Origin of the sequence: Planococcus circulans, assembly GCF_020023385.1 — a bacterium.
Classification (GTDB): domain Bacteria; phylum Bacillota; class Bacilli; order Bacillales_A; family Planococcaceae; genus Planococcus.
On sequence record NZ_JAIQCL010000014.1, the window covers coordinates 23,398 to 48,761 of the forward strand.

The following is a 25,364-nucleotide window of genomic DNA, read 5'->3' on the forward strand; positions in this document are numbered from 1 at the left end:
ATTCACTTAGCCATTACCGAGGAAGAGCCGTACAGAAACTCGAGACAAAAGGGAGGTAGGCTCCTTGATAGATGTTAATAATTTTGAGTATATGAAAATCGGATTAGCGTCACCCGATAAAATTCGCTCATGGTCTTATGGAGAAGTCAAAAAGCCAGAAACAATCAATTACCGTACACTGAAACCTGAAAAAGATGGTTTGTTCTGTGAACGTATTTTCGGTCCTACAAAAGACTGGGAATGCCATTGTGGTAAATACAAGCGTGTTCGTTATAAAGGCGTCGTCTGCGATCGCTGTGGCGTTGAAGTCACACGTTCAAAAGTTCGTCGTGAGCGCATGGGCCACATTGAACTAGCAGCTCCTGTATCTCATATCTGGTATTTTAAAGGGATTCCGAGCCGCATGGGACTTATCTTAGATATGTCTCCGCGTTCACTTGAAGAAGTTATTTATTTTGCTTCTTATGTAGTCATCGATCCTGCGGATACACCGCTTGAGAAGAAACAACTTCTTTCTGAAAAAGAATACCGCGCTTACCGTGATAAGTTTGGGAAAAAATTCCAAGCTGCTATGGGAGCAGAAGCAATCAAGCGTCTATTGCAGGAAATCGACCTTGAACGCGAAACGGATTCTTTAAAAGAAGAATTGAAAACAGCTCAAGGCCAACGCCGCACCCGTGCGATCAAACGCCTTGAAGTGGTTGAGTCATTCCGTAACTCAGGGAATAATCCTGATTGGATGATTCTTGATGTTCTACCTGTTATTCCACCCGAACTTCGCCCGATGGTTCAATTAGACGGGGGCCGCTTTGCGACTTCTGATTTAAATGATCTCTATCGCCGCGTAATCAACCGGAATAACCGCTTGAAGCGTCTTTTAGACCTTGGAGCACCAAGTATCATTGTTCAAAACGAGAAACGCATGCTTCAGGAAGCTGTTGATGCATTGATCGATAACGGCCGTCGCGGTCGTCCGGTCACAGGACCTGGTAACCGTCCATTGAAATCTCTTTCTCATATGCTGAAAGGGAAGCAAGGGCGTTTCCGTCAGAACCTTCTTGGTAAACGAGTGGATTATTCGGGCCGTTCGGTTATCGTAGTTGGACCTAACCTGAAAATGTATCAATGTGGTTTGCCGAAAGGTATGGCAATTGAATTGTTTAAACCTTTCGTTATGAAAGAATTGGTTGAACGTGGATTGGCCCATAACATCAAGAGTGCAAAACGCAAAATCGAACGTCTTCATTCTGAAGTTTGGGATGTATTGGAAGATGTCATCAAGGAGCATCCGGTTCTACTGAACCGAGCACCGACTCTTCACAGATTGGGTATCCAGGCATTTGAACCGACACTAGTTGAAGGTAAAGCAATTCGTCTGCATCCGCTTGTATGTACTGCATACAATGCCGATTTCGATGGTGACCAAATGGCTGTTCACGTACCTCTATCATCTGAGGCTCAGGCAGAAGCTAGATTATTGATGCTTGCAGCTCAAAACATTTTGAATCCAAAAGACGGAAAACCTGTTGTAACACCATCTCAGGATATGGTTCTAGGAAACTATTACTTAACACTTGAGCGTAAAGGTGCTACAGGAGAAGGCGCAACTTTCTCAGGACCTGAAGAAGTGATGATCGCTTATCAAACAGGCCATGTGCACTTGCATACACGTATTGCAATCCAAGCTAGAGCCGTCAACAACCCGACATTCACAGAAGAACAGAACAAAATGCTTTTATTGACAACTGTCGGTAAAATTATTTTTAATGAAATTCTGCCGAAGTCATTCCCATATATCAACGAACCGACTGATTACAATCTGCAGGTGGAAACACCATCGAAATATTTCGTCGCGACAACGACGGATATTCGTAAGCATATTGAAGAAGCGGAACTTGTGACACCGTTCAAGAAGAAAATTCTTGGTGAAATCATCGCAGAAGTATTCAAACGTTTCCATATTACGGAAACTTCTAAAATGCTTGACCGCATGAAGAGCCTTGGATTTAAATATTCGACACAAGCCGGCATCACTGTTGGTGTGGCGGATATCGTAGTTCTTCCGGATAAGGGAGAAATTCTGGTCGATGCCCAAGAAAATGTAGATAAAGTAATGAAACAATTCCGGCGCGGATTGATTACAGAAGAAGAGCGATATGCACGTGTCATTTCGTATTGGAGTAATGCAAAAGACATCATCCAGAGCAAACTGATGGCGTCTCTTGATAACTTGAATCCAATCTTTATGATGAGTGATTCCGGAGCTCGTGGTAACGCATCTAACTTTACGCAGCTGGCGGGTATGCGTGGATTGATGGCCAACCCGGCTGGGCGCATTATCGAACTTCCGATTAAATCTTCCTTCCGTGAAGGATTGACAGTACTTGAATATTTCATCTCTACCCACGGTGCGCGTAAAGGTCTTGCCGATACAGCACTTAAAACAGCCGATTCTGGTTACTTGACCCGTCGTTTGGTAGATGTTGCACAAGATGCAATCGTCCGCGAAAATGACTGTGGCACTGACCGAGGCTTGCTGGTAGGAGCGTTGATGGAAGGCACAGAAGTGATTGAAGAGCTTGATGAGCGTATCGTTGGCCGTCATGCTAAGAAAACAATCCGCCATCCGGAAACAAAAGAAATAATTGTAGCAAAAGATGAATTGATTACACAGGATTTGACTCGCCTCATTGTTGAAGCGGGAATCAAAGAAGTAACGATTCGCTCTGCGTTCACATGTAATACAAAACACGGCGTTTGTAAGAAATGTTACGGCACTAACCTGGCAACTGGAGACGAAGTTGAAGTGGGCGAAGCAGTAGGTATTATTGCAGCTCAATCAATCGGTGAACCAGGAACTCAGCTTACGATGCGTACATTCCATACAGGCGGGGTTGCAGGAGACGATATTACACAAGGTCTTCCGCGTATCCAGGAAATATTCGAATCGCGTAACCCGAAAGGCCAGGCAGTAATTTCAGAAATTACAGGTACAGTTACTGAAATCGATGAAATCCGCGAAGGCCAGAAAGAAGTAACGATTCAAGGTGATGTTGAAACACGTAAATACCTGGCTCCTTATAATGCGCGCATCAAGGTTCAAGTTGATGACGTCATCGTTCGAGGTGAAGTATTGACGGATGGTTCAATCGATCCGAAACAATTGCTTCAAGTAAAAGACGTTCAGGCTGTTCAAGTGTATCTATTGAAAGAAGTTCAGAAAGTATACCGTATGCAAGGGGTAGAAATCGGTGATAAGCACGTAGAAGTTATGGTCCGTCAAATGTTCCGTAAAGTACGTGTCATTGAAGCCGGCGATACTGAATTGCTGCCAGGTTCACTTTTGGATATTCACCAATTCACTGAGGCCAATGTCAAAGCTGTGCTCGAAGGCAACTTGCCGGCGACAAGCCGTCCTGTAATCTTGGGTATCACGAAAGCTTCTCTAGAAACAGAATCATTCCTATCAGCCGCGTCTTTCCAGGAAACGACCCGCGTCTTAACAGATGCAGCAATCAAAGGGAAACGTGATGAGCTTCTGGGATTGAAAGAGAATGTGATCATCGGTAAACTTGTTCCAGCCGGAACAGGAATGCAACGTTACCGTCAAATTAAAATTGCACAAAGCGAAAAAGCTGCGAAGCAGGAAATCGTTGGAACAGAGTCATAAAATAGATAGATGGGTTCCGGGGAGCTTTTGAAACCTCCCCGGGATTTTTTAAGAATTCAGTTGACAGCACTGTCATAGAATGATAATATGTTGAGGGTTGATGGTTAACGGTCTGACACTTTGGAGGATATGCAAATGTCTAATGAAAAAGTAAAACAGGCAAGTCAAATAATCATCGGTACAAAGCAGACAGTAAAAGCATTAAAAAGCGGTATTGTCCAAGAGATAATAGTGGCAAAAGACGCGGACGATCGAATGACCGAACAGATTATCCAACTAGCCTTAGAAAAAGGTATTCGGATCGAATTTGCAGATTCACGATTGAAGCTTGGCAAAGCATATGGCATTAATGTCGGTGCAGCTGCTGTGGCTATTACTGGATAACAGTTTTTGTGTAAAACACAAAGACTTTGTTTTTTACCCAAAAATGAACCACCTGGATATGTGGTATTAGAACACCTTTTGAGAGGAGGAAAAATCGATGCCTACAATTAACCAATTAGTTAACAAGCCTCGTAAACCAAAGAGCACGAAATCAGATTCACCAGCGTTAAACAAAGGGTATAACAGCTTTAAAAAGTCTCAGACTAACGTGACATCACCACAGAAACGTGGAGTATGTACTCGTGTTGGGACGATGACACCTAAAAAACCAAACTCCGCATTGCGTAAATATGCGCGTGTACGTTTGACGAACCAAATTGAGGTTAATGCTTACATCCCTGGAGAAGGTCACAACCTTCAAGAGCACAGTGTAGTTCTTCTTCGCGGCGGACGCGTAAAAGATTTACCGGGTGTGCGTTACCATATCGTACGTGGAGCACTTGATACAGCTGGAGTTAACGGCCGTATGCAAAGCCGTTCTAAATACGGAACTAAACGTCCTAAAGTAAAAAAATAATAAGTTAAATAAACGAAGAGATTTCGTTGAAAGGAGGAACATACATGCCTCGTAAAGGTCCTGTAGCTAAACGTGACGTGTTGCCAGATCCAATTTATAATTCAAAATTGGTGACACGCTTAATTAATAAAATGATGGTTGACGGAAAAAGAGGTACTTCACAAAAGATCCTATACGGAGCGTTTGAGTTAGTTAAAGAACGCAGCGGTAAAGATCCGATTGAAGTATACGAACAAGCATTGACTAACGTTATGCCAGTTCTTGAAGTACGCGCTCGCCGTGTTGGTGGAGCTAACTACCAAGTACCGGTTGAAGTTCGTCCTGAACGCCGTACAACTTTAGGTCTTCGCTACCTTGTAAACTATTCACGTCTTCGTGGAGAGAAAACAATGGAAGAGCGTTTGGCTAATGAAATTTTAGATGCAGCTAACAACACTGGTTCGGCTGTTAAGAAACGTGAAGATATTCATAAAATGGCGGAAGCAAACAAAGCGTTTGCTCACTATCGCTGGTAATTTCTTTCGAGATGTTTACATCTTAATCCGAAACGGAAGGAGAAAAACAACATGGCTAGAGAGTTCTCCTTAGACAAAACACGTAATATCGGGATCATGGCACACATTGATGCTGGTAAAACGACTACTACGGAGCGTATTTTATATTACACTGGTAGAATCCACAAAATTGGGGAAACGCATGAAGGTGCTTCTCAAATGGACTGGATGGAGCAAGAGCAGGAACGCGGAATCACGATCACGTCTGCTGCTACAACTGCTTCATGGAAAAACCACCGTGTTAACATCATCGATACTCCAGGACACGTAGACTTCACTGTAGAAGTTGAACGTTCATTGCGCGTACTTGATGGTGCTGTTACAGTTCTTGATGCTCAATCAGGTGTTGAGCCTCAGACTGAAACAGTTTGGCGCCAAGCTACAACATACGGAGTTCCACGTATCGTATTCATCAACAAAATGGATAAAATCGGTGCTGATTTCCTTTACTCTGTAGGTACTTTACATGATCGCCTACAAGCAAATGCTCACCCGATCCAATTGCCAATCGGCGCAGAAGACGAGTTTTCAGCAATTATTGACCTTGTTGAAATGAACGCTCGTTTCTATGCAAACGATTTGGGAACTGAAATCACAGAAGGTGAAATTCCTGAAGAGTACAAAGAGCTTGCTGAAGAGTGGCACACTAAACTAGTGGAAGCTGTTGCTGAGCTTGATGAAGACTTAATGGAAAAATACCTGGGTGGGGAAGAAATCACTGTAGAAGAACTTAAAGCTGGTATCCGTAAAGGAACACTAGATGTTGAGTTTTACCCAGTGGTTTGCGGAACTGCATTTAAAAATAAAGGGGTTCAATTAATGCTTGATGCAGTAATTGATTACCTGCCATCTCCACTTGATGTACCACCAATGACTGGTGTTCTTCCGGATTCAGATGAAGAAGTATTGCGTAAACCTAGCGAAGACGAGCCATTCTCTGCGTTGGCGTTTAAAGTAATGACAGATCCATATGTTGGGAAATTGACTTTCTTCCGTGTGTACTCTGGATCTCTTAAATCTGGTTCGTATGTTCAGAACTCTTCTAAAGGCAAGCGTGAGCGCGTAGGACGTATCCTTCAAATGCACGCAAACTCCCGTGAAGAAATCGCTGAAGTATATTGCGGAGATATTGCTGCTGCTATCGGCCTTAAAGATACATCAACTGGTGATACTTTAAGTGACGAGAAACAACAAGTAATTCTTGAACGTATGGTATTCCCAGAGCCTGTTATCTCACTTTCTGTGGAACCTAAGTCAAAAGCGGATCAAGATAAAATGGGTCAAGCCCTTGCAAAACTGCAAGAAGAAGATCCAACTTTCCGTGCGCATACTGACCAGGAAACTGGCCAAACGATCATCGCAGGTATGGGTGAGCTTCACCTTGATATCCTAGTTGACCGTATGCGCCGTGAATTCAACGTAGAAGCTAACGTGGGTGCACCTCAGGTATCTTACCGTGAGACATTCCGTGAGTCTGCTAAAGTTGAAGGTAAATTCGTACGCCAATCTGGTGGACGCGGACAATTCGGACACGTTTGGATTGAGTTCTCTCCAAACGAAGAAGGAGCAGGTTTTGAATTTGAAAATGGTATCGTTGGTGGTGTTGTTCCACGTGAATACATCCCAGCAGTTGAAGCGGGTCTGCGCGACTCTCTAGACAACGGTGTTATTGCCGGATATCCTTTGATCGATATCAAAGCACGCTTGTTCGATGGCTCTTACCATGATGTTGACTCGAATGAGATGGCATTTAAAGTTGCTGCTTCTATGGCACTTAAAAATGCAATTTCTAAAGTTAGACCGGTTCTTCTTGAGCCAATTATGCGTGTTGAGGTTGTTATCCCTGAGGAATACCTCGGAGATATCATGGGTGACATTACGTCACGCCGAGGCCGTGTAGAAGGTATGGACGCTCGCGGAAACGCACAAGTAGTTCGTTCTATGGTACCTCTTGCAGAAATGTTCGGTTATGCAACTTCATTGCGTTCAAACACGCAAGGCCGTGGTGTATTCTCAATGCACTTCGATCACTATGAAGAAGTACCGAAATCAATTTCTGAAGAAATCATCAAAAAAAATAAAGGTCAATAATTGAATTTTGATCTTTAATCAAGTATAAATAGTTTGTATGCTCGGAATAATAGGGCCCTATTATTCCAGCACTTCAAGCGAACATTCACTTACATTTTGAGGAGGATTTTTCTAATGGGAAAAGCTAAATTTGATCGTTCTAAAACGCACGCGAATATTGGTACAATTGGTCACGTCGACCACGGTAAAACAACTTTGACTGCAGCAATCGCTACAGTTCTAGCTAAAAAATCAGGCGGGGAAGCTCGTTCTTACGCTCAAATCGACAACGCTCCTGAAGAAAAAGAGCGCGGTATCACAATCAATACTTCACACGTTGAGTATGAAACTGAAACACGCCACTATGCACACGTAGACTGCCCTGGACACGCCGATTATGTTAAAAACATGATCACTGGTGCTGCTCAAATGGACGGCGGGATCTTAGTAGTATCTGCTGCTGACGGCCCAATGCCACAAACTCGTGAGCACATTCTTCTTTCACGTCAAGTTGGTGTTCCTTACCTAGTAGTATTCATGAACAAATGCGATATGGTAGATGACGAAGAACTTCTTGAACTAGTTGAAATGGAAGTTCGTGATCTTCTTTCTGAATATGACTTCCCTGGCGACGATATTCCTGTCATCAAAGGTTCTGCTCTTAAAGCTCTTGAAGGAGAAGCAGAATGGGAAGATAAAATCGTTGAATTGATGAACGCGGTTGATGAGTATATCCCTACTCCACCACGTGATACTGACAAGCCATTCATGATGCCTGTTGAGGATGTATTCTCAATCACTGGCCGTGGTACTGTTGCTACTGGACGCGTTGAACGCGGACAGATCAAAATCGGTGATAACGTTGATATCATTGGTCTTACTGAAGAGCCAAAATCTACTACTGTAACAGGTGTAGAAATGTTCCGTAAATTGCTTGACTATGCTGAAGCTGGCGACAACATTGGTGCACTTCTTCGCGGGGTTTCTCGTGATGACGTACAACGTGGACAAGTATTGGCTAAACCAGGCACAATTACTCCACACACTGAGTTCAAAGCTGAAGTTTACGTTCTTTCAAAAGAAGAGGGTGGACGTCACACTCCATTCTTCACAAACTACCGTCCACAGTTCTACTTCCGTACAACTGATGTAACTGGCGTTTGTAACCTTCCTGAAGGTGTAGAAATGGTTATGCCTGGAGATAACATCGAAATGATCGTTTCTCTAATCTCTCCTATCGCACTTGAAGAAGGAACTAAGTTCTCTATCCGTGAGGGTGGACGTACTGTAGGCGCTGGCGTTGTTGCTACAATCACTAAGTAATAACTGCTAAGTGTTGATTAAAGACCTTGTCTCATTAAACTGAGACAAGGTCTTTTTTTGCTTTAAAATGAAGTATTAAAAGAAATTTCAGCTAAATCAAAGGGTTGTTCATAAAATATTCAAACTTTTTAAAAAATCTACTTAACCCAGTGATAGCAACAATGAAAACGGATACATAGTTTACGAATATTCAAAATTAATAAAAATATAGCAGGAAGTTGATTGACACGCCTTCAAATAGGCGATATGATAGCAACAATTTACAAGACGCAAACTGAATTCGATATATTGCATATTATAAAACTTTCGAGAAAGAAGTGGACATCATGAGCGAACAATTAATTTATTTAAATGGTGAATTCGTTAAAAAGGAAGACGCTAAAATTTCAGTTTATGATCACGGTTTTTTATACGGTGATGGTGTATTTGAAGGAATCCGTTCTTACAACGGTAATGTCTTTCGGCTGGAAGAACATTTAGAGCGGCTTTACGATTCAGCAAAATCCGTGATGCTCGAGATTCCACATACTTTTGAAGAAATGACTAAAATAGTCGTTCAAACATTAAGGGAAAATAAATTTAAAGATGCCTATATTCGTCTTATTGTTTCACGAGGTGTCGGAAATCTTGGATTAGATCCTTATAGCTGTTCTCATCCGAGTGTGATTGTAATCGCTGAACCTTTATCGCTGTTTCCGAAATCGATGTATGAAACAGGGATTGAAATTGTCTCGGTTGCTACACGCAGAAGCCGTTCGGATGTGTTAAGCCCTAAAGTTAAATCATTGAATTACATGAATAATATTTTAGTTAAACTTGAAGCCCACTTGGCGGGTGTTTCTGAAGCGCTTATGCTGAATGACCAAGGTTATGTAGCTGAAGGGTCAGCGGACAACATTTTTATTGTCCGTAAAAATAAGTTATTGACACCTCCAGGCTATGTAGGAGCACTGGAAGGAATTACACGCAATGCAATTATGGATGTAGCTGTTGAAAAAGGCTACGACATCCAAGAAGGCGTTTTTACAAGACATGATGTGTATGTAGCAGATGAAGTTTTCCTTACCGGAACTGCTGCTGAAGTAATTGCGGTAGTTAAAGTGGACGGCCGAGTGATCGGCGAAGGAAAGCCAGGTCCGGTTACGAATGACTTACTAGAATCATTCAGAGAGTTAGTTCAGAACGATGGCGTAAAGGTGTATAGCGATCATTTAAACGCAGTATAAAAAAATAGAAGTTAAACTCAATGACGAGGTTAAAGTAGATGGAAACTGTATTCACAGAGAGCCGGTACAGGTGGAAGCCGGTAATACAACCATTTGCGACATCCCCTCTGAGTGGATTGCTGAAAAGCTTCGGCTGTTTAGGTAGTCCCGGTGGTTTGCAAGTTAGAAATCATCGTTATCAGCGGATAAGCAAGACTTATCCATGAGGCTGCGGTTGCGCAGTGAAATAGGGTGGTACCATGAAACTTTTTCATCCCTATGCGAAGAACATGTTTCTTTGTGTAGGGATGGAAAAGTTTTTTTGTTTTATTCCACCGGAGACTTAGAAAAGGAGGCGGAAGGATTGGGAGTAAACGTACAGGTTAGAGAAGAAGTTAAACAGAAGCTGACAGGTAATGGTGCAGACGTACTGATTCAATCTTTAAAAGGTCAAGGTGTAGACATCATTTTTGGATATCCAGGAGGCGCGGTGCTGCCAATTTACGATGCCTTGCACAAAAATCCAATACGCCATGTATTGGCTAGACACGAACAAGGTGCAATCCATGCCGCTGAAGGCTATGCAAGAGTATCCGGGAAAGCCGGAGTTGTTCTTGCTACATCAGGTCCTGGAGCTACAAACTTAGTGACCGGCATAGCGGATGCCATGCTAGATTCCTTGCCACTGGTCATCTTCACGGGCCAAGTTGCAACTTCCGTAATTGGAACCGATGCTTTCCAGGAAGCGGACATCATCGGCATCACACAACCGATTACAAAGCATAATTATCAAGTGAAAAAAGTGGCGGATCTTCCTAGAATCATTAAAGAAGCATTCTATATTGCTTCCACAGGTCGTCCTGGTCCGGTTCTGGTCGATATCCCTAAAAATATTGCAACCGAATTGTTCATGTCCAATAAAGAAGAAGAGGCCGTGTATCTACCCGGTTATCAACCGACAACAAACCCGAATTACCTGCAAATCCAAAAAGCTGCACAATTATTATCACAGGCGAAAAAGCCATTGATCTTAGCTGGGGCTGGTATACTGGCTGCAAAAGCGACAGAAGAGCTGAAAACTTTTTCTGAAAGGCACCAAATTCCAATCACGAACACATTACTCGGTTTGGGCAGTATCGCTGGCGAACACGAACTATTCCTAGGAATGGCCGGCATGCACGGAACTTATACAGCGAATACAGCGATTTGTGATTGTGATGTGTTATTGAACGTGGGCGCACGGTTTGATGATCGGTTGACGGGGAATCTTGCAAGCTTTGCTCCAAACGCACAAGTCATCCATATCGATATCGACCCTGCAGAAATCGGCAAAAATGTTCCAACAGCGATCCCGATTGTAGCGGATGCTAAAGAAGCGTTGTCTCAATTGCTCAATCAAACGTTTGAAAGCCCGGATACCGCTGAATGGCTAGCGAAGCTATCCGGTGACAAAGTGGAATACCCACTTCAGTATCATTTGAAAGGCCGGGAAGGTATTCTCCCTCAACAAGCGGTTGAGTTGATACATCGCTTGACCGGAGGCAATGCAGTCGTAACAACGGATGTAGGGCAGCACCAAATGTGGGCGGCTCAATACTACCGCTTCAACAACCCGCATAATTGGGTGACATCGGGTGGCCTTGGTACAATGGGCTTTGGTTTCCCGGCAGCCATCGGGGCACAATTGGCAAAACCGGATGAGCAAGTTATCTCTATTGTAGGAGATGCAGGATTCCAAATGACTTTACAGGAATTATCGTTGCTTCAAGAGCTGCGGCTTCCGGTGAAGGTTGTTATCTTGAACAACCAAAGCCTCGGTATGGTCAGACAATGGCAGGAAACATTCTACGAAGGGCGTTATTCCCAATCGTTGATTCCTGTACAACCTGATTTTGTGAAGCTGGCTGCAGCTTACGATATCAAAGGCTATAAAGTGGAAACGATGGAAGAAGCAGAAGCGGTTTTCGCAGAAGCATTTAATTCAAACGAGCCAGCCTTGATCGATTGCCGCGTGGTGCAGTTGGAATGTGTTTATCCGATGGTTGCGCCGGGCAAAGGCTTGGATGAAATGATCGGAGTGAAAGGCGAATGAGACGAGTCATTACAACGACAGTGATCAACCAAAGCGGGGTGTTGAACCGCGTTACTGGGTTGCTGATGAAACGGCAGTTCAACATCGAAAGCATTTCGGTAGGCCATACAGAGCAACCTGGTATATCAAAAATGACTTTTGTGGTGAATGTAGAAGATAAAGGCAAATTGGAGCAGTTATTAAAGCAGCTGCAAAAACAAATTGATGTACTCAAAGTGAATGACATTACCGATAAGGCGATGGTGATGAGGGAGCTGGCACTGGTCAAAGTGGTCGTTCCTCCAGCAGTCCGAAATGAGGTTCTCAGCATCGTTGAGCCGTTCCGGGCGACAGTGGTCGATATGAGTAAAAATGTAACAACATTCCAAGTAACAGGCGACCCAGAAAAAATTGAAGCATTTATTGATCTGATGAGACCGTATGGTGTGAAAGAGCTGACCCGAACTGGGGTATCCGCTTTTGTCAGAGAAACACAAAAAGCACAAACACCGCAATTGAACATCCTATAAAAAACCCAAACCCGAGGAGGAAATTAAAATGGCGAAAATGTATTATAACCAAGATGTAAACGAACAGGTACTTAAAGGAAAGACAATCGCGGTGATCGGCTATGGTTCTCAAGGTCATGCACATGCTCAAAACTTAAAAGAATCCGGTTTTGATGTAGTAGTTGGAGTTCGTCCAGGTAAATCATTCGATCAGGCTAAAAATGACGGCATGAAAGTCGTTACCGTAAAAGAAGCGGCAGAAGCGGCAGACGTCATCATGATCTTAGTACCGGATGAAAAACAGACGCAAATCTACAACGCAGAAATCAAACCAGCATTAACGGCAGGTAAATCACTTGTTTTTGCACACGGTTTTAATGTTCACTTTAACCAGATCGTTGCACCTGCAGATGTGGATGTATTCCTAGTAGCACCAAAAGGCCCGGGACATCTTGTTCGCCGTACGTACGAAGCGGGTGCTGGAGTTCCTGGATTGATCGCAATCCATCAGGACGTTTCAGGGAAAGCTCAAGAAGTTGCACTGGCTTACGCAAAAGGAATCGGAGCTACACGTGCAGGCGTTTTGGAAACGACATTCAAAGAAGAAACGGAAACAGATCTATTCGGAGAACAAGCAGTCCTTTGCGGCGGTGTGACTTCACTTGTAAAAGCTGGGTTCGAAACGCTTGTTGAAGCTGGATACCAACCGGAAGTTGCATACTTCGAATGTATGCATGAATTGAAATTGATTGTTGACCTTATGTATGAAGGCGGCTTGTCAGGAATGCGCTACTCAATTTCCGATACAGCTCAATGGGGAGATTTTGTTTCAGGACCACGTATTGTTGACGCAGATACAAAAGCCCGCATGAAAGATGTACTTACGGATATCCAAACAGGGAAATTCGCAAAAGGCTGGTTGCTTGAAAACCAATTGAACCGTCCGGAATTCACTGCAATCGAAAAAGCGGAAGAATCCCATCAAATTGAACAAGTTGGACGTGAATTGCGTGCGATGATGCCATTCGTTAATGAAGGCAAAAAAGCTAAACAAAAAGAGGTGGTTGCCAATGTCACAAATTGATATTTTCGATACGACATTACGAGACGGGGAACAGTCGGCCGGGATCAACTTGAACACAGCAGAGAAAATCGAAATCGCCCGCCAGCTTGAACGTCTGGGAGTGACGATTATCGAATCAGGGTTTCCTGCTTCATCTCCAGGAGACTTTGACGCTGTGCAGCGAATCGCAGGCACGGTGAAGAATTCAATTGTAACGGGTTTGGCCCGTTCGATTGAAAGTGATATTGATCGGACATGGGAAGCGTTAAAAGGAGCGGAACAACCGCATATTCATATCTTTTTAGCGACATCACCCATCCATATGGAAACAAAATTATTCAAAACACCGGAGCAGGTTGTGGAATTGGCAGTAGCATCGGTAAAATACGCGCGTAAGTTCTTCCCGTTGGTCCAATGGTCAGCGGAAGATGCTTCCCGTTCAGATCCGGAATTCCTGGCTCATATTATCCGCAAAGTCATTGAAGCCGGCGCCACAACCATCAACCTTCCAGACACGGTTGGTTATGCAACTCCTCATGAGTACGGTGCCATGTTCAAATACATGACAGAAAATGTGGTGGGCATCGAAAATGTGAAGCTCTCAGCACATTGCCATAATGATTTGGGAATGGCCACAGCCAATACATTGGCCGCCATTGAAAATGGCGCTACTCAAATTGAGGGAACCATCAATGGCATCGGTGAACGTGCCGGAAATGTCGCACTTGAAGAAATTGCGGTTGCTTTGCATATCCGCAAGCAAATCTTCAATATCGAAACGGGCATCAATCTTCATGAAATCAAACGCACCAGCCAACTGGTCAGCCAGTTGACAGGAAGCCTGATTCAGCCGAATAAAGCGGTCGTCGGTAAAAATGCGTTTGCCCATGAATCCGGTATCCACCAGGATGGCATGCTGAAGAACCCGTTGACTTATGAAATCATTACACCGGAATTGATCGGCGATGCGGCAACTGAATTGGTACTTGGTAAACATTCGGGACGCCACGCCTTTAAAGATCGGGCCATCAAGATGGGCTTTGATTTATCTGATGAGAAGTTAAATAAAGCATTTGTTGAATTTAAGAAATTAGCCGACAGCAAGAAAGAAATTCTGGAAGATGATCTTTACGTATTGCTGACCGATCAACAAATCCATGACACTGAAACACCGGTTTATAAACTGGAGAGTGTACAGGTGCAATATGGTACAGCAAACATTCCGACAGCCACTGCTTCTGCTTATCACCCAAATGGGGAATTGATCAACGAAGCAGCTACTGGAGCCGGTTCTGTTGAAGCAATCTTCAACACGCTAGAACGAATTGTCGAAGGAAAAGTCCATATTCTTGATTACCGTGTGACGTCCATCGGTAAAGGGCGCGATGCCTTAGGGGAAGCGGTTATCAATATGAGTTATAACGGCGAGACAGTCACAGGCCGCGATGTTGCACAGGATGTTCTCGAAGCAACAGCAAAAGCATATTTGAATGCAGTCAATCGTCAAATCGTCCAAGTCGGGAAAAAAGTCAGGATGTCTGCAGTGTAAAAAGAACAGATTGAAAGAGGAGGAATTTAAAATGAAAAAAACAATAGCGGTATTGCCAGGAGACGGAATCGGACCAGAAGTAACAGATGCAGCGGTAAAGGTGCTGCAATCCATTGCAATGCGTTATGGACATACTTTTCATTTAAAGCACGCGGCAATCGGTGGCACAGCGGTTGATCAATTTGAAAACCCACTGCCTCAGCAAACCATTGAGGTTTGTGAAGCGAGCGACGCGATTCTCCTCGGTGCTGTCGGAGGAACGAAATGGGACAGTAACCCTGCTCATCTGCGTCCTGAAAAAGGGCTTTTGAACATCCGGAAGCATTTTGATTTGTTCGCCAATATCCGTCCGGTCAAAGCCATACCGTCCTTGCTGGCTTCGTCTCCTTTAAAGGAAGAAGTAGCAAAAGAAGTGGATATGGTCATCGTCCGCGAATTGACGAGCGGCTTGTATTTCGGAGAACCGAAACGCCGCTCAGAGAAATCGGCAGTGGATACATTGGTTTATACGAGACAGGAAATCGAGCGCATCGTTAATCAGGCGTTTGAAATCGCCCGTACACGCAGAGGCAAAGTGACTTCGGTCGATAAAGCCAATGTACTGGAAACCAGCAAACTATGGCGCGAAGTCGTGGAAGAACGCCGTAAAGCGTATCCAGATATCGAAGTGGAGCATATGTTGGTCGATTCGGCAGCGATGAAACTGATTACGGATCCACGTGCTTTCGATGTCATGGTAACAGAGAATATGTTCGGTGATATCTTGAGCGATGAAGCTTCGGTCATCACAGGTTCACTTGGCATGCTGCCATCTGCGAGCATCCGTTCAGACGGCTTCGGCCTTTACGAACCGGTACATGGATCAGCGCCGGATATCGCTGGACAAAACAAAGCGAATCCATCTGCTGCTATCTTGTCAGCTGCGATGATGCTGAAGCATTCATTCGGCCTTCATACGGAAGCTGCTGCGATTGAAAAAGCAGTAATGAGCGTTCTGGAAGATGGCTATTGCACGGGAGACCTGGCTGGGCACGGAAAACGTGTAGTTTCAACCGATCGATTTGTAACGAAAGTTGTGGAAGAGTTGGAAAGAGAATTTGTATCAGAACACATCATGTATTCTTATGTGTAAGTGAAAGGAGCGGTTCGCATGGCAAAAACAATCATAGAAAAAATTTGGGAACAACATATCGTCTTCGAAGAGCAAGGAAAGCCGGACCTGCTATATATCGATCTTCATTTATTGCATGAGGTGACATCTCCGCAAGCGTTTGAGGGGCTTCGGCTGAATGGACGGAAAGTCCGCCGTCCGGATCTTTGCTTCGCTACGATGGACCATAACGTTCCAACACGGAACCGGGAGACGATCACAGATCCCATTTCGCGAAAACAGATCAAAACTTTGCAGGATAATTGCGACGAGTTCGGTGTTCCGCTTGCGGGCATCAACCATCCAGACCAAGGGATCGTCCACGTGATCGGACCAGAACTAGGTTTGACCCAACCCGGCAAGACCATCGTCTGTGGGGATAGCCATACCTCAACGCACGGTGCCTTCGGTGCTTTGGCATTTGGTATCGGCACCAGCGAAGTGGAGCACGTCTTGTCCACTCAAACGCTATGGCAATCAAAGCCGAAAACCATGGAAGTTCGGATTGACGGAAAATTGGGCTTTGGTGTTTCTTCTAAAGATGTTATCCTGGCTATTATTTCGAAATTTGGCATCGACATGGGAACTGGCTACATCATGGAGTATACAGGTGAAGCCATCCGTGGGTTGTCGATGGAAGAACGCATGACGATCTGCAATATGTCGATTGAAGCAGGCGCACGGGCTGGGTTGATCAGTCCTGATGAAAAGACAGTGGAATACTTGAGAGGGCGCAGAAACGTGCCTGAAGGTGATGCGTTTGAAAAAGAAGCCGCGCGTTGGCTGGCTCTTGCAACAGATGAAGGCGCACAGTATGATGCGTATGTGACGATTCATGCGGATGAGATTTCTCCATTCGTTACATGGGGCACCAATCCTTCAATGGGATCAGGCATTGCGGAAAGCGTTCCATCTGAAGCGGACTATGATAAACAGTCGGATAAAGATGCGTTGAAGCAAGCTTTGGCTTATATGCACCTGGAAGAGGGGACACCACTTTCTTCGATTGATATCCAGCATGTCTTTATCGGCTCTTGTACGAATGCCCGTCTTGGCGATTTGCGTGCAGCCAGTGAAATTGTCAAAGGCAGAAAAGTGCATCCATCCGTGACTGCAATTGTTGTTCCTGGATCTGAAACGGTCAAACGTGCAGCTGAACAAGAAGGCTTGGATCAGGTATTTCTTGAAGCCGGCTTTGAATGGCGTGAGACAGGATGCAGCATGTGCCTGGCGATGAATGAAGACTCGGTGCCTGCAGGCGAACGTTGTGCGTCCACATCCAACCGGAATTTTGAAGGACGCCAAGGAGCGGGATCGATGACGCATCTGGTAAGCCCTGTAATGGCAGCAGCCGCTGCGATTGAAGGCCATCTGACAGATGTCCGCAATTACATGAAAGAGTCCGTACCATCAGCATGACAGTCGGAAATGAGGAGGCCCATCGATGAAACCGATCAATAAAATTTCAAGTGTCCTAACGCCACTTGAACGTAAAAACGTAGATACTGATCAAATCATTTCAAAAGAGTTTCTAAAACGTATTGAACGAACAGGATTCGGCAAATATCTATTCTATCATTGGCGCTTTCATGCCGATGGTACACCAATAGAAGAATTTGTTTTGAACGATCCTCGATTCGACGGCTCCGAGATTCTGGTCGCACAAGAGAATTTCGGCTGCGGTTCTTCTCGTGAACATGCCCCGTGGGCGATTTTGGATTACGGATTCCGCGTAGTCATCGCTCCCAGTTATGCAGACATCTTCTATAACAACTGCGTGAAAAATGGCATCTTGCCGATTCGTTTAAAAGATGAGGAAGTCAATGCCTTGATTGATAAGGGACAGCGCGAGGAATTCAAGTTGGAAATCAATTTGGAGGACCAGACTGTCAACAGCCAGGACGGCATACGCTATGAATTTGATATCGATCCATACTGGAAGGAAATGCTGTTGAAGGGCTGGGACGAAATTGCCTTGACGTTCCAGTACGATGACTACATCGCAGCCTATGAGGAAAAACAGCGGCAGGCTTAATGTGAATATGTCTGAACAAGTTGTTTTTCATGAGAAGACCCTTTACGTAACCGTAAAGGGTCTTTATTTTTTGGACTTTTTTGTATTTAAAGGATTCATCAATCCGTTGTTGACAAGCAATTCGTGTTTTGTTAATTTAAAGTGTGTACTTTAACGCTTTAGCAAACTAAAGGAGAGTTTACTTATGAATGCAGTTGTTGTCGCTGTCTTAGTCATGCTCGTATTGAGCTTATTGCGCGTGAACGTCGTCTTCGCTTTATTGATCGGCGCACTTGCAGGTGGGTTGAGCGGTGGATTATCATTTATGGATACATTAACATCATTTACAGACGGTTTAGGTGCAGGCGCGACGATTGCGCTCAGCTATGCCATGCTCGGCGGCTTTGCCGTAGCGATTTCACGCACCGGCATACCGGAGCTGCTCGTGTCAGGCGTCCTGAAGCTGGTCAATAAGGACGGAGAGGCGACGCGGGAGAATTTGGCGAAAGCTCTCATCATCATTGCGCTTTTGGCAATGGCTATCTTCTCGCAAAACCTGATTCCGATCCATATCGCTTTCATCCCTTTATTGGTTCCACCAATTTTGCATATTCTAAATGAACTGCGGATCGACCGCCGCTTGATCGCTGCGGTCCTGACGTTCGGCCTGACGGCGCCTTATATTTTATTGCCGTATGGTTTTGGGTTGATTTTCCATGAGATCGTCTTTACTCAAATGGAACTGGCCGGCCTAACAATTGATATGGCTGACATTCCGAGAGCGATGGCGATTCCTGTAGCAGGCCTGTTAATGGGATTGATCATTGCGGTGTTCATTTCTTACCGCAAGCCGAGGGAATATCGTAAAACATCTTCTACTATAGAAGGAACTCTGAAAAAGACGGCTTCAACCAAAGATGTTCTGGTGACGATTGTCGCATTGATCGCTGCACTAGTTGCACAGATCCAGACAGATTCGATGATCATTGGTGCACTTGCAGGAATTCTTGTGCTTTATGTTTTTGGAGCAATGAAATGGCGGGAAGCTGACGATGTCTTGACAGAAGGGATGCGCATGATGGCATTTATCGGTTTTGTCATGATTACAGCGAACGGCTTTGCATCGGTCATACAAGCGACAGGAGCCATCGAGCCGCTTGTTGAAAGTGTATCGGACTTGTTTGCCGGCAATAAAGGCATTGCAGCTCTAGCCATGCTTATCGTCGGTCTGTTCGTGACGATGGGCATCGGCTCATCGTTCGCAACGATTCCGATCATTGCGGCGATTTTCGTCCCGCTGAGTCTCGAGTTCGAATTCTCCACCATGGCGATCATCGCTTTGATCGGTACGGCAGGAGCATTGGGTGATGCAGGGTCGCCGGCGTCCGATTCGACATTGGGGCCGACTGCCGGATTGAACGTCGATGGACAGCACAATCACATTTGGGATACGTGTGTTCCGACCTTCCTTCATTACAATATCCCGTTGGTGATTTTCGGCTGGGCAGCCGTGATGTTGCTTGGATAAGCTCGAAATGTTCGGACTATTATCGTCTGACTTGATGTTCTAATAAATCCTGTTATAATAAAAAAAGCGAATAAGAAAGAATTTCGTGGAAGTACTTGCGGAATTCTTTTTTCTTTTGTATAATGGTGAATGTTGGTCTTTGACTGCGATGAAGCGAGAGGTTACCGATACACCCGGCCGCTTTGCCATGGCGAGTGATTGGAAAATTTTCGTGGAGAATGTCTATCAAAAATAGGCGAAAAGGAGGGAAAATAATGGCAAAACAAAAAATTCGTATCCGTTTAAAAGCATATGATCACAGAATTCTTGATCAGTCTGCCGAGAAAATTGTAGAAACCGCTAAACGTTCAGGTGCAAGCGTATCGGGTCCGATACCGTTGCCGACTGAAAGATCGGTCTACACAATCTTACGTGCTGTCCATAAGTACAAAGATGCTCGTGAGCAGTTTGAAATGCGTACACACAAACGTCTAATCGATATCGTTAACCCGACACCACAAACTGTCGATGCGTTGATGAAACTTGATTTACCGTCAGGCGTTGACATTGAAATTAAACTTTAATCGGTAAACGAAATAGAAAAACATAAATAACCACAGGAGGTGTGACAACATGACCAAAGGAATCTTAGGTAGAAAAATCGGTATGACGCAAGTTTTTGCTGAGAACGGTGATTTAATCCCTGTAACTGTTATTGAAGCTGCTCCAAACGTAGTACTTCAAAAGAAGACAGTAGAGGTTGACGGCTACGAAGCAATCCAATTAGGTTTTGAAGACAAGCGTGAAAAGCTTTCAAACAAACCTTCTAAAGGACACGTAGCAAAAGCGAACACTGCTCCTAAGCGCTTCATTCGCGAACTTCGCAATGTAAACTTAGCTGATTACGAGATTGGTCAAGAAGTCAAAGTAGATGTATTCGCAGAAGGCGATGTAGTAGATGTCACAGGAACAACAAAAGGTAAAGGTTTCCAAGGTGTTATTAAACGCCACGGACAATCTCGCGGACCAATGTCTCACGGTTCACGTTACCACCGTCGTCCTGGTTCAATGGGTCCGGTTGCTCCTAACCGCGTATTCAAACAGAAGAAATTACCTGGTCAAATGGGTGGCACGACAATTACGATTCAAAACCTTTCCATCGTGAAAGTTGATCTTGAACGTAACCTGCTTCTTATTAAAGGTAATGTTCCTGGTTCTCGCAAAGCATTGATCCGTGTTAAAACGGCAATTAAAGCGAACTAATAATTTTTAGAGAAAGGAGGAAACAAGAATGCCTAAAGTAGCTTTATTAAATCAAACAGGTTCACAAGTGGGCGACATCGAATTGAACGATTATATCTTCGGTATCGAGCCAAATGAATCAGTGTTATTTGACGCAGTAGTGTCTCAACGCGCTTCACTTCGTCAAGGTAACCATAAAGTAAAAAACCGTTCTGAAGTAGCTGGTGGTGGTAAAAAGCCATGGCGTCAAAAAGGAACTGGACGTGCTCGTCAAGGGTCGATCCGTTCACCACAATGGCGCGGAGGCGGTATCGTATTCGGTCCAACTCCACGTAGCTATAGCTACAAACTTCCTAAGAAAGTCCGTCGTTTAGCTCTACGTTCTGCACTTTCATCTGCAGTAATCGGAGAAAACCTGATGGTACTTGAAGGATTGACATTTGATGCACCGAAAACAAAAGCTTTCAACCAGTTGATCCAAGACCTTTCAATTGGCAAAAAAGCATTGTTCGTAACTGCTGACCTTGATGAGAACGTTGCAAAATCTGCACGTAACCTTCACGGAATGACAGTAGTAGCAGCAGATGGCATTAACGTTTTAGACTTGCTTGGACATGACAAAATTGTCATGACAAAAGCAGCGATTGAGAAAATTGAGGAGGTGCTTAGTTAATGGAAGCACGTGATGTAATAAAGCGTCCGGTCATTACTGAGCAATCATCTGAAGTAATGGCAGAGAAAAAGTACACTTTTGAAGTGGACACTCGCGCAAATAAAACCCAAGTTAAACAAGCCGTACAAGAGATCTTTGGCGTGAAAGTTGAGAAAGTCAACATCATGAACTACAAAGGCAAATTCAAACGTATGGGCAAACATGCAGGATACACAAACAAACGCCGTAAAGCGATTGTTAAATTGACTGCTGAATCTAAAGACATCGAGCTATTCGAAATTTAATTTCCATAAGTTCTTAAAGAACTATTAAAGAAGGAGGGAAACAACGTGGGCATAAGAAAATATAAACCTACCACTAACGGTCGTCGTAACATGACGAGTTCAGATTTCGCTGAAATCACAACGAACAAACCTGAAAAATCGCTTTTACGACCTGTAAAGCGCAAGGGCGGCCGTAATAACCAAGGTAAAATAACTGTACGCCATCACGGTGGTGGACATAAACGCCAATACCGTGTTATCGATTTCAAACGTAACAAAGATGGCATTCCAGGACGCGTTGCTACAATCGAGTACGATCCAAACCGTTCTGCAAACATCGCTTTGATTCACTACGCTGATGGTGAGAAACGTTACATCCTCGCTCCTAAAGGAGTTGAAGTTGGAACTCAACTTATGTCAGGTATTGAAGCAGATATCAAGGCAGGTAACGCTTTGCCGTTGTCAAACATCCCAATGGGTTCTACAATCCATAACATCGAATTGAAGCCAGGCGGCGGCGGACAACTAGTTCGTTCTGCAGGAACTTCAGCTCAGGTATTGGGTAAAGAAGGAAAATACGTAACAGTTCGTTTGCAATCAGGCGAAGTTCGCATGATTCTTGCTACTTGCCGCGCTACTATCGGTGCAGTAGGAAATGAGCAACACGAATTGATCAACATTGGTAAAGCAGGACGTAATCGCTGGAAGGGCAATCGCCCAACAGTCCGCGGATCTGTAATGAACCCTAACGATCACCCACACGGTGGTGGTGAAGGACGCTCGCCAATCGGACGTAAATCACCAATGTCTCCTTGGGGCAAACCTACTCTTGGATACAAGACACGTAAGAAAACGAACAAGTCAGATAAATTTATCGTGCGTCGTCGTAAAAAATAATTTGATTCCGCTACGGTTCGTTGAAAGAACCGTGGTGCAATCACGAAGGGAGGATCCCACATGGGCCGCAGCTTGAAAAAAGGACCTTTTGTTGATGATCATCTTATGAAAAAAGTTGAAGCACAAAAGGATTCTGAGAAAAAACAAGTGATCAAAACTTGGTCTCGCCGTTCTACAATTTTCCCGACATTCATCGGACAAACAATCGCAGTATACGATGGTCGTAAACACATCCCTGTATATGTGACTGAAGATATGGTGGGCCATAAACTAGGCGAATTCGCACCAACACGCAAATACGCTAGCCATGGTGCAGACGATAAGAAAACAAGACGTTAATTGAGAGGAGGATTTCCCTATGCAAGCAAAAGCTGTCGCTAGAACAGTACGTATTGCTCCTCGTAAAGTCCGTTTAGTTGTAGATTTAATTCGAGGCAAGCAAATTGGCGAAGCTGTTGCGATTTTGAACCACACTCCGAAAGCAGCATCTATTGTTGTTGAGAAGTTATTGAAATCTGCAGCTGCTAACGCTGAACACAACTACGAAATGGACCTGAATGACTTGATCATCAGCGAAGTATTCGTTGACGAAGGACCAACACTTAAACGTTTCCGTCCACGTGCAATGGGACGCGCAAGCGCAATTAATAAACGCACAAGCCACATCACACTAGTGGTATCTGACCAGAAGGAGGGGTAATTCGTGGGACAAAAAATACATCCAATTGGGATGCGTATCGGAATCATTCGTGATTGGGAATCTAAATGGTACGCTGAGAAAGATTATGCGACGCTTCTTCACGAAGATATTAAAATCCGTGAATATGTTGAAGCACGTTTGAAAGAAGCTTCAGTTTCTAAAATCGAAATTGAACGCGCTGCAAACCGTGTCAACGTAACTATTCACACCGCGAAACCAGGTATGGTAATCGGTAAAGGTGGATCTGAAGTAGAAGTACTTCGCAAACAGCTTAACTCTATGACTGGCAAGCGTGTACACATCAACATCATTGAAATCAAAAGAGCTGACCTTGATGCAAGATTGGTTGCTGAAAGTGTTGCACGTCAATTGGAAAACCGAGTATCTTTCCGTCGTGCACAAAAACAAGCGATCCAACGCACTATGCGTTCTGGCGCTAAAGGAATCAAAACTCAAGTATCTGGACGTCTAGGCGGCGCTGACATTGCGCGTGCTGAACACTACAGTGAAGGTACTGTTCCGCTCCATACGCTCCGCGCTGATATCGATTATGCGCATGCTGAAGCAGACACAACATATGGTAAGCTTGGCGTAAAAGTATGGATCTACCGCGGTGAAGTCCTTCCAACTAAGAAGAAATCTGAGGAAGGAGGCAAATAATATGTTATTGCCAAAACGCGTTAAATATCGTAGAGAGCACCGAGGCAAGATGCGCGGCGAAGCTAAAGGCGGTAAAGAAATCGCATTCGGCGAATTTGGTCTCCAAGCACTAGAATCATCTTGGATCACTAACCGTCAAATCGAAGCAGCACGTATTTCCATGACTCGTTACATGAAACGTGGCGGTAAAGTCTGGATTAAAATATTCCCGCATAAACCATATACGAAAAAGCCTCTAGAGGTTCGTATGGGATCTGGTAAAGGTTCACCTGAAGGCTGGGTAGCCGTTGTCAAAACTGGTAAAATCATGTTCGAACTTGGTGGAGTATCTGAAGAAGTGGCACGCGAAGCATTACGCCTTGCATCTCACAAACTTCCAATCAAAACGAAGTTCGTAAAACGCGAAGAAATTGGTGGTGAATCGAATGAAAGCTAATGAAATCCGTGACCTAACCACTGCTGAGATTGAACAAAAAGTGAAATCACTGAAAGAAGAGCTTTTCAACCTTCGCTTCCAATTGGCTACTGGTCAATTAGAAAATACTGCTCGCATCCGCGAAGTACGTAAAGCGATTGCCCGTATGAAAACTGTGATTCACGAAAGAGTACTCAGTGGCAATAACTGATAAATCGAGAGGAGGTTTGCAAGTATGACTGAGCGTAACCAACGCAAAGTATACACAGGCCGTGTTGTGTCTGACAAAATGGACAAAACCGTTACAGTAATGGTTGAAACTCAAAAGAAGCATGCATTCTATGGCAAACGTGTAAAATACTCTAAGAAATATAAAGCTCATGATGAGCTAAACGAAGCGAAAATGGGCGACGTAGTTCGCATCATGGAAACTCGTCCGTTATCAGCTACAAAACGTTTCCGCGTATTGGAAATTGTAGAAAAAGCGGTTATCATTTAATTTAAATAATTTCGGAACCTAAGAAATTCCGGAGGGAGGTTACCTAAGTGATCCAACAGGAAAGTCGTTTAAAAGTTGCAGACAACTCGGGTGCTCGTGAAGTACTAACGATTAAAGTACTTGGTGGTTCTGGTCGCAAGACTGCAAACATCGGAGACGTAATCGTTTGTACCGTGAAAAAAGCAACACCAGGTGGCGTTGTTAAGAAGGGTGAAGTCGTTAAGGCTGTCATCGTTCGCACGAAAAGCGGAGCTCGCCGTAAAGACGGTACTTATATCAAATTTGATGAAAACGCATGTGTCATTATCCGTGACGACAAAGGTCCACGCGGAACTCGTATTTTCGGACCTGTTGCCCGCGAACTTCGCGATAACAGCTTCATGAAAATCGTATCACTTGCTCCTGAAGTTCTTTAATAAATCAATGTGC

At 44.3% G+C, this 25,364-nt stretch carries 27 protein-coding genes; all 27 read left to right on the forward strand.

Annotation, left to right across the window (positions count from 1 at the left end):
- Positions 1–64: 64 nt before the first annotated feature.
- Positions 65–3,670, forward strand: coding sequence for a DNA-directed RNA polymerase subunit beta' (gene rpoC, locus K8U60_RS17480; protein WP_223643158.1), 3,606 nt, complete (start codon positions 65–67; stop codon positions 3,668–3,670).
- A 135-nt stretch (positions 3,671–3,805) separates the two neighbouring features.
- The gene (locus K8U60_RS17485) at positions 3,806–4,054 is read left to right on the forward strand and encodes a ribosomal L7Ae/L30e/S12e/Gadd45 family protein (protein WP_223643160.1); all 249 of its coding nucleotides are present in this window, start codon (positions 3,806–3,808) and stop codon (positions 4,052–4,054) included.
- A 97-nt stretch (positions 4,055–4,151) separates the two neighbouring features.
- Positions 4,152–4,571, forward strand: coding sequence for a 30S ribosomal protein S12 (gene rpsL, locus K8U60_RS17490; protein ID WP_049694534.1), 420 nt, complete (start codon positions 4,152–4,154; stop codon positions 4,569–4,571).
- Positions 4,572–4,615: 44 nt separating this feature from the next.
- On the forward strand, positions 4,616–5,086 hold the full coding sequence (gene rpsG, locus K8U60_RS17495) for a 30S ribosomal protein S7 (RefSeq protein WP_223643162.1): 471 nt from the start codon (positions 4,616–4,618) through the stop codon (positions 5,084–5,086).
- A 51-nt stretch (positions 5,087–5,137) separates the two neighbouring features.
- Positions 5,138–7,216 (forward strand): elongation factor G, encoded by a 2,079-nt coding sequence (gene fusA / locus K8U60_RS17500; RefSeq protein ID WP_223643164.1) that lies wholly within the window; start codon positions 5,138–5,140, stop codon positions 7,214–7,216.
- Between the two features lie 114 nt (positions 7,217–7,330).
- Entirely contained in the window at positions 7,331–8,518 is a 1,188-nt protein-coding gene (gene tuf, locus K8U60_RS17505; protein WP_146559433.1) for an elongation factor Tu, read from the forward strand.
- A gap of 326 nt (positions 8,519–8,844) precedes the next feature.
- On the forward strand, positions 8,845–9,744 hold the full coding sequence (gene ilvE / locus K8U60_RS17510) for a branched-chain-amino-acid transaminase (protein WP_223643166.1): 900 nt from the start codon (positions 8,845–8,847) through the stop codon (positions 9,742–9,744).
- Positions 9,745–10,087: 343 nt separating this feature from the next.
- Positions 10,088–11,815 (forward strand): biosynthetic-type acetolactate synthase large subunit, encoded by a 1,728-nt coding sequence (ilvB, locus tag K8U60_RS17515; RefSeq protein ID WP_223643169.1) that lies wholly within the window; start codon positions 10,088–10,090, stop codon positions 11,813–11,815.
- On the forward strand, positions 11,812–12,324 hold the full coding sequence (gene ilvN, locus K8U60_RS17520) for an acetolactate synthase small subunit (protein WP_223643171.1): 513 nt from the start codon (positions 11,812–11,814) through the stop codon (positions 12,322–12,324). Before ilvB ends, ilvN begins: the two co-directional genes overlap by 4 nt.
- 28 nt (positions 12,325–12,352) lie before the next feature.
- Complete coding sequence (gene ilvC / locus K8U60_RS17525; RefSeq protein WP_223643173.1) at positions 12,353–13,387, forward strand: ketol-acid reductoisomerase; 1,035 nt, start codon at positions 12,353–12,355, stop codon at positions 13,385–13,387.
- Entirely contained in the window at positions 13,374–14,915 is a 1,542-nt protein-coding gene (locus K8U60_RS17530) for a 2-isopropylmalate synthase (RefSeq protein WP_223643175.1), read from the forward strand. The genes ilvC and K8U60_RS17530 overlap by 14 nt, the downstream gene beginning before the upstream one ends.
- Positions 14,916–14,946: 31 nt before the next feature.
- The gene (leuB, locus tag K8U60_RS17535) at positions 14,947–16,047 is read left to right on the forward strand and encodes a 3-isopropylmalate dehydrogenase (protein ID WP_223643177.1); all 1,101 of its coding nucleotides are present in this window, start codon (positions 14,947–14,949) and stop codon (positions 16,045–16,047) included.
- A gap of 18 nt (positions 16,048–16,065) precedes the next feature.
- Positions 16,066–17,484, forward strand: a complete 1,419-nt coding sequence (gene leuC / locus K8U60_RS17540; RefSeq protein WP_223643179.1) for a 3-isopropylmalate dehydratase large subunit — start codon at positions 16,066–16,068, stop codon at positions 17,482–17,484.
- A gap of 25 nt (positions 17,485–17,509) precedes the next feature.
- Positions 17,510–18,100: a 3-isopropylmalate dehydratase small subunit gene (gene leuD, locus K8U60_RS17545; protein WP_223643181.1), complete on the forward strand. Its 591-nt coding sequence runs from the start codon at positions 17,510–17,512 to the stop codon at positions 18,098–18,100.
- A 184-nt stretch (positions 18,101–18,284) separates the two neighbouring features.
- Complete coding sequence (locus K8U60_RS17550; RefSeq protein ID WP_223643183.1) at positions 18,285–19,607, forward strand: Na+/H+ antiporter family protein; 1,323 nt, start codon at positions 18,285–18,287, stop codon at positions 19,605–19,607.
- Positions 19,608–19,861: 254 nt separating this feature from the next.
- Positions 19,862–20,170: a 30S ribosomal protein S10 gene (gene rpsJ, locus K8U60_RS17555; protein ID WP_006828927.1), complete on the forward strand. Its 309-nt coding sequence runs from the start codon at positions 19,862–19,864 to the stop codon at positions 20,168–20,170.
- Positions 20,171–20,219: 49 nt separating this feature from the next.
- A complete protein-coding gene (gene rplC, locus K8U60_RS17560) occupies positions 20,220–20,849 on the forward strand; it encodes a 50S ribosomal protein L3 (RefSeq protein ID WP_223643185.1) in 630 nt (209 codons plus the stop codon).
- 28 nt (positions 20,850–20,877) lie between these two features.
- Positions 20,878–21,501 carry a 50S ribosomal protein L4 gene (gene rplD, locus K8U60_RS17565; protein ID WP_223643187.1) on the forward strand — a complete coding sequence of 208 codons (624 nt, stop codon included), beginning with the start codon at positions 20,878–20,880 and terminating at the stop codon, positions 21,499–21,501.
- Positions 21,501–21,785 carry a 50S ribosomal protein L23 gene (gene rplW / locus K8U60_RS17570; RefSeq protein WP_006828930.1) on the forward strand — a complete coding sequence of 95 codons (285 nt, stop codon included), beginning with the start codon at positions 21,501–21,503 and terminating at the stop codon, positions 21,783–21,785. Before rplD ends, rplW begins: the two co-directional genes overlap by 1 nt.
- A gap of 45 nt (positions 21,786–21,830) precedes the next feature.
- On the forward strand, positions 21,831–22,661 hold the full coding sequence (gene rplB, locus K8U60_RS17575; protein WP_142830547.1) for a 50S ribosomal protein L2: 831 nt from the start codon (positions 21,831–21,833) through the stop codon (positions 22,659–22,661).
- A 60-nt stretch (positions 22,662–22,721) separates the two neighbouring features.
- Positions 22,722–23,000: a 30S ribosomal protein S19 gene (gene rpsS, locus K8U60_RS17580; protein ID WP_006828932.1), complete on the forward strand. Its 279-nt coding sequence runs from the start codon at positions 22,722–22,724 to the stop codon at positions 22,998–23,000.
- Positions 23,001–23,019: 19 nt separating this feature from the next.
- Positions 23,020–23,361, forward strand: a complete 342-nt coding sequence (gene rplV, locus K8U60_RS17585) for a 50S ribosomal protein L22 (RefSeq protein ID WP_223643189.1) — start codon at positions 23,020–23,022, stop codon at positions 23,359–23,361.
- 3 nt (positions 23,362–23,364) lie between these two features.
- Positions 23,365–24,021 carry a 30S ribosomal protein S3 gene (gene rpsC, locus K8U60_RS17590; protein WP_006828934.1) on the forward strand — a complete coding sequence of 219 codons (657 nt, stop codon included), beginning with the start codon at positions 23,365–23,367 and terminating at the stop codon, positions 24,019–24,021.
- 1 nt (position 24,022) lies between these two features.
- Positions 24,023–24,457, forward strand: coding sequence for a 50S ribosomal protein L16 (gene rplP / locus K8U60_RS17595; RefSeq protein WP_223643191.1), 435 nt, complete (start codon positions 24,023–24,025; stop codon positions 24,455–24,457).
- Entirely contained in the window at positions 24,447–24,647 is a 201-nt protein-coding gene (gene rpmC, locus K8U60_RS17600) for a 50S ribosomal protein L29 (protein ID WP_006828936.1), read from the forward strand. Before rplP ends, rpmC begins: the two co-directional genes overlap by 11 nt.
- Positions 24,648–24,671: 24 nt before the next feature.
- Positions 24,672–24,935 (forward strand): 30S ribosomal protein S17, encoded by a 264-nt coding sequence (rpsQ, locus tag K8U60_RS17605; protein WP_008432511.1) that lies wholly within the window; start codon positions 24,672–24,674, stop codon positions 24,933–24,935.
- 47 nt (positions 24,936–24,982) lie between these two features.
- Complete coding sequence (rplN, locus tag K8U60_RS17610; RefSeq protein WP_006828938.1) at positions 24,983–25,351, forward strand: 50S ribosomal protein L14; 369 nt, start codon at positions 24,983–24,985, stop codon at positions 25,349–25,351.
- The last annotated feature ends 13 nt before the right edge of the window (positions 25,352–25,364 follow it).

What these genes read in the sequence shown, in the direction of transcription:
- rpsQ (WP_008432511.1), top strand. Translation starts at nt 24,672, where the DNA reads ATGACTGAGCGTAACCAACGCAAAGTATACACAGGCCGTGTTGTGTCT.
- K8U60_RS17550 (WP_223643183.1), top strand. Translation starts at nt 18,285, where the DNA reads ATGAATGCAGTTGTTGTCGCTGTCTTAGTCATGCTCGTATTGAGCTTA.
- rplC (WP_223643185.1), top strand. Translation starts at nt 20,220, where the DNA reads ATGACCAAAGGAATCTTAGGTAGAAAAATCGGTATGACGCAAGTTTTT.
- rpsJ (WP_006828927.1), top strand. Translation starts at nt 19,862, where the DNA reads ATGGCAAAACAAAAAATTCGTATCCGTTTAAAAGCATATGATCACAGA.
- K8U60_RS17485 (WP_223643160.1), top strand. Translation starts at nt 3,806, where the DNA reads ATGTCTAATGAAAAAGTAAAACAGGCAAGTCAAATAATCATCGGTACA.
- rplD (WP_223643187.1), top strand. Translation starts at nt 20,878, where the DNA reads ATGCCTAAAGTAGCTTTATTAAATCAAACAGGTTCACAAGTGGGCGAC.
- leuC (WP_223643179.1), top strand. Translation starts at nt 16,066, where the DNA reads ATGGCAAAAACAATCATAGAAAAAATTTGGGAACAACATATCGTCTTC.
- rpsS (WP_006828932.1), top strand. Translation starts at nt 22,722, where the DNA reads ATGGGCCGCAGCTTGAAAAAAGGACCTTTTGTTGATGATCATCTTATG.
- rplV (WP_223643189.1), top strand. Translation starts at nt 23,020, where the DNA reads ATGCAAGCAAAAGCTGTCGCTAGAACAGTACGTATTGCTCCTCGTAAA.
- tuf (WP_146559433.1), top strand. Translation starts at nt 7,331, where the DNA reads ATGGGAAAAGCTAAATTTGATCGTTCTAAAACGCACGCGAATATTGGT.
- rpsL (WP_049694534.1), top strand. Translation starts at nt 4,152, where the DNA reads ATGCCTACAATTAACCAATTAGTTAACAAGCCTCGTAAACCAAAGAGC.
- leuB (WP_223643177.1), top strand. Translation starts at nt 14,947, where the DNA reads ATGAAAAAAACAATAGCGGTATTGCCAGGAGACGGAATCGGACCAGAA.
- K8U60_RS17530 (WP_223643175.1), top strand. Translation starts at nt 13,374, where the DNA reads ATGTCACAAATTGATATTTTCGATACGACATTACGAGACGGGGAACAG.
- ilvC (WP_223643173.1), top strand. Translation starts at nt 12,353, where the DNA reads ATGGCGAAAATGTATTATAACCAAGATGTAAACGAACAGGTACTTAAA.
- leuD (WP_223643181.1), top strand. Translation starts at nt 17,510, where the DNA reads ATGAAACCGATCAATAAAATTTCAAGTGTCCTAACGCCACTTGAACGT.
- rplW (WP_006828930.1), top strand. Translation starts at nt 21,501, where the DNA reads ATGGAAGCACGTGATGTAATAAAGCGTCCGGTCATTACTGAGCAATCA.
- rpsG (WP_223643162.1), top strand. Translation starts at nt 4,616, where the DNA reads ATGCCTCGTAAAGGTCCTGTAGCTAAACGTGACGTGTTGCCAGATCCA.
- fusA (WP_223643164.1), top strand. Translation starts at nt 5,138, where the DNA reads ATGGCTAGAGAGTTCTCCTTAGACAAAACACGTAATATCGGGATCATG.
- rplP (WP_223643191.1), top strand. Translation starts at nt 24,023, where the DNA reads ATGTTATTGCCAAAACGCGTTAAATATCGTAGAGAGCACCGAGGCAAG.
- ilvE (WP_223643166.1), top strand. Translation starts at nt 8,845, where the DNA reads ATGAGCGAACAATTAATTTATTTAAATGGTGAATTCGTTAAAAAGGAA.
- ilvN (WP_223643171.1), top strand. Translation starts at nt 11,812, where the DNA reads ATGAGACGAGTCATTACAACGACAGTGATCAACCAAAGCGGGGTGTTG.
- rpmC (WP_006828936.1), top strand. Translation starts at nt 24,447, where the DNA reads ATGAAAGCTAATGAAATCCGTGACCTAACCACTGCTGAGATTGAACAA.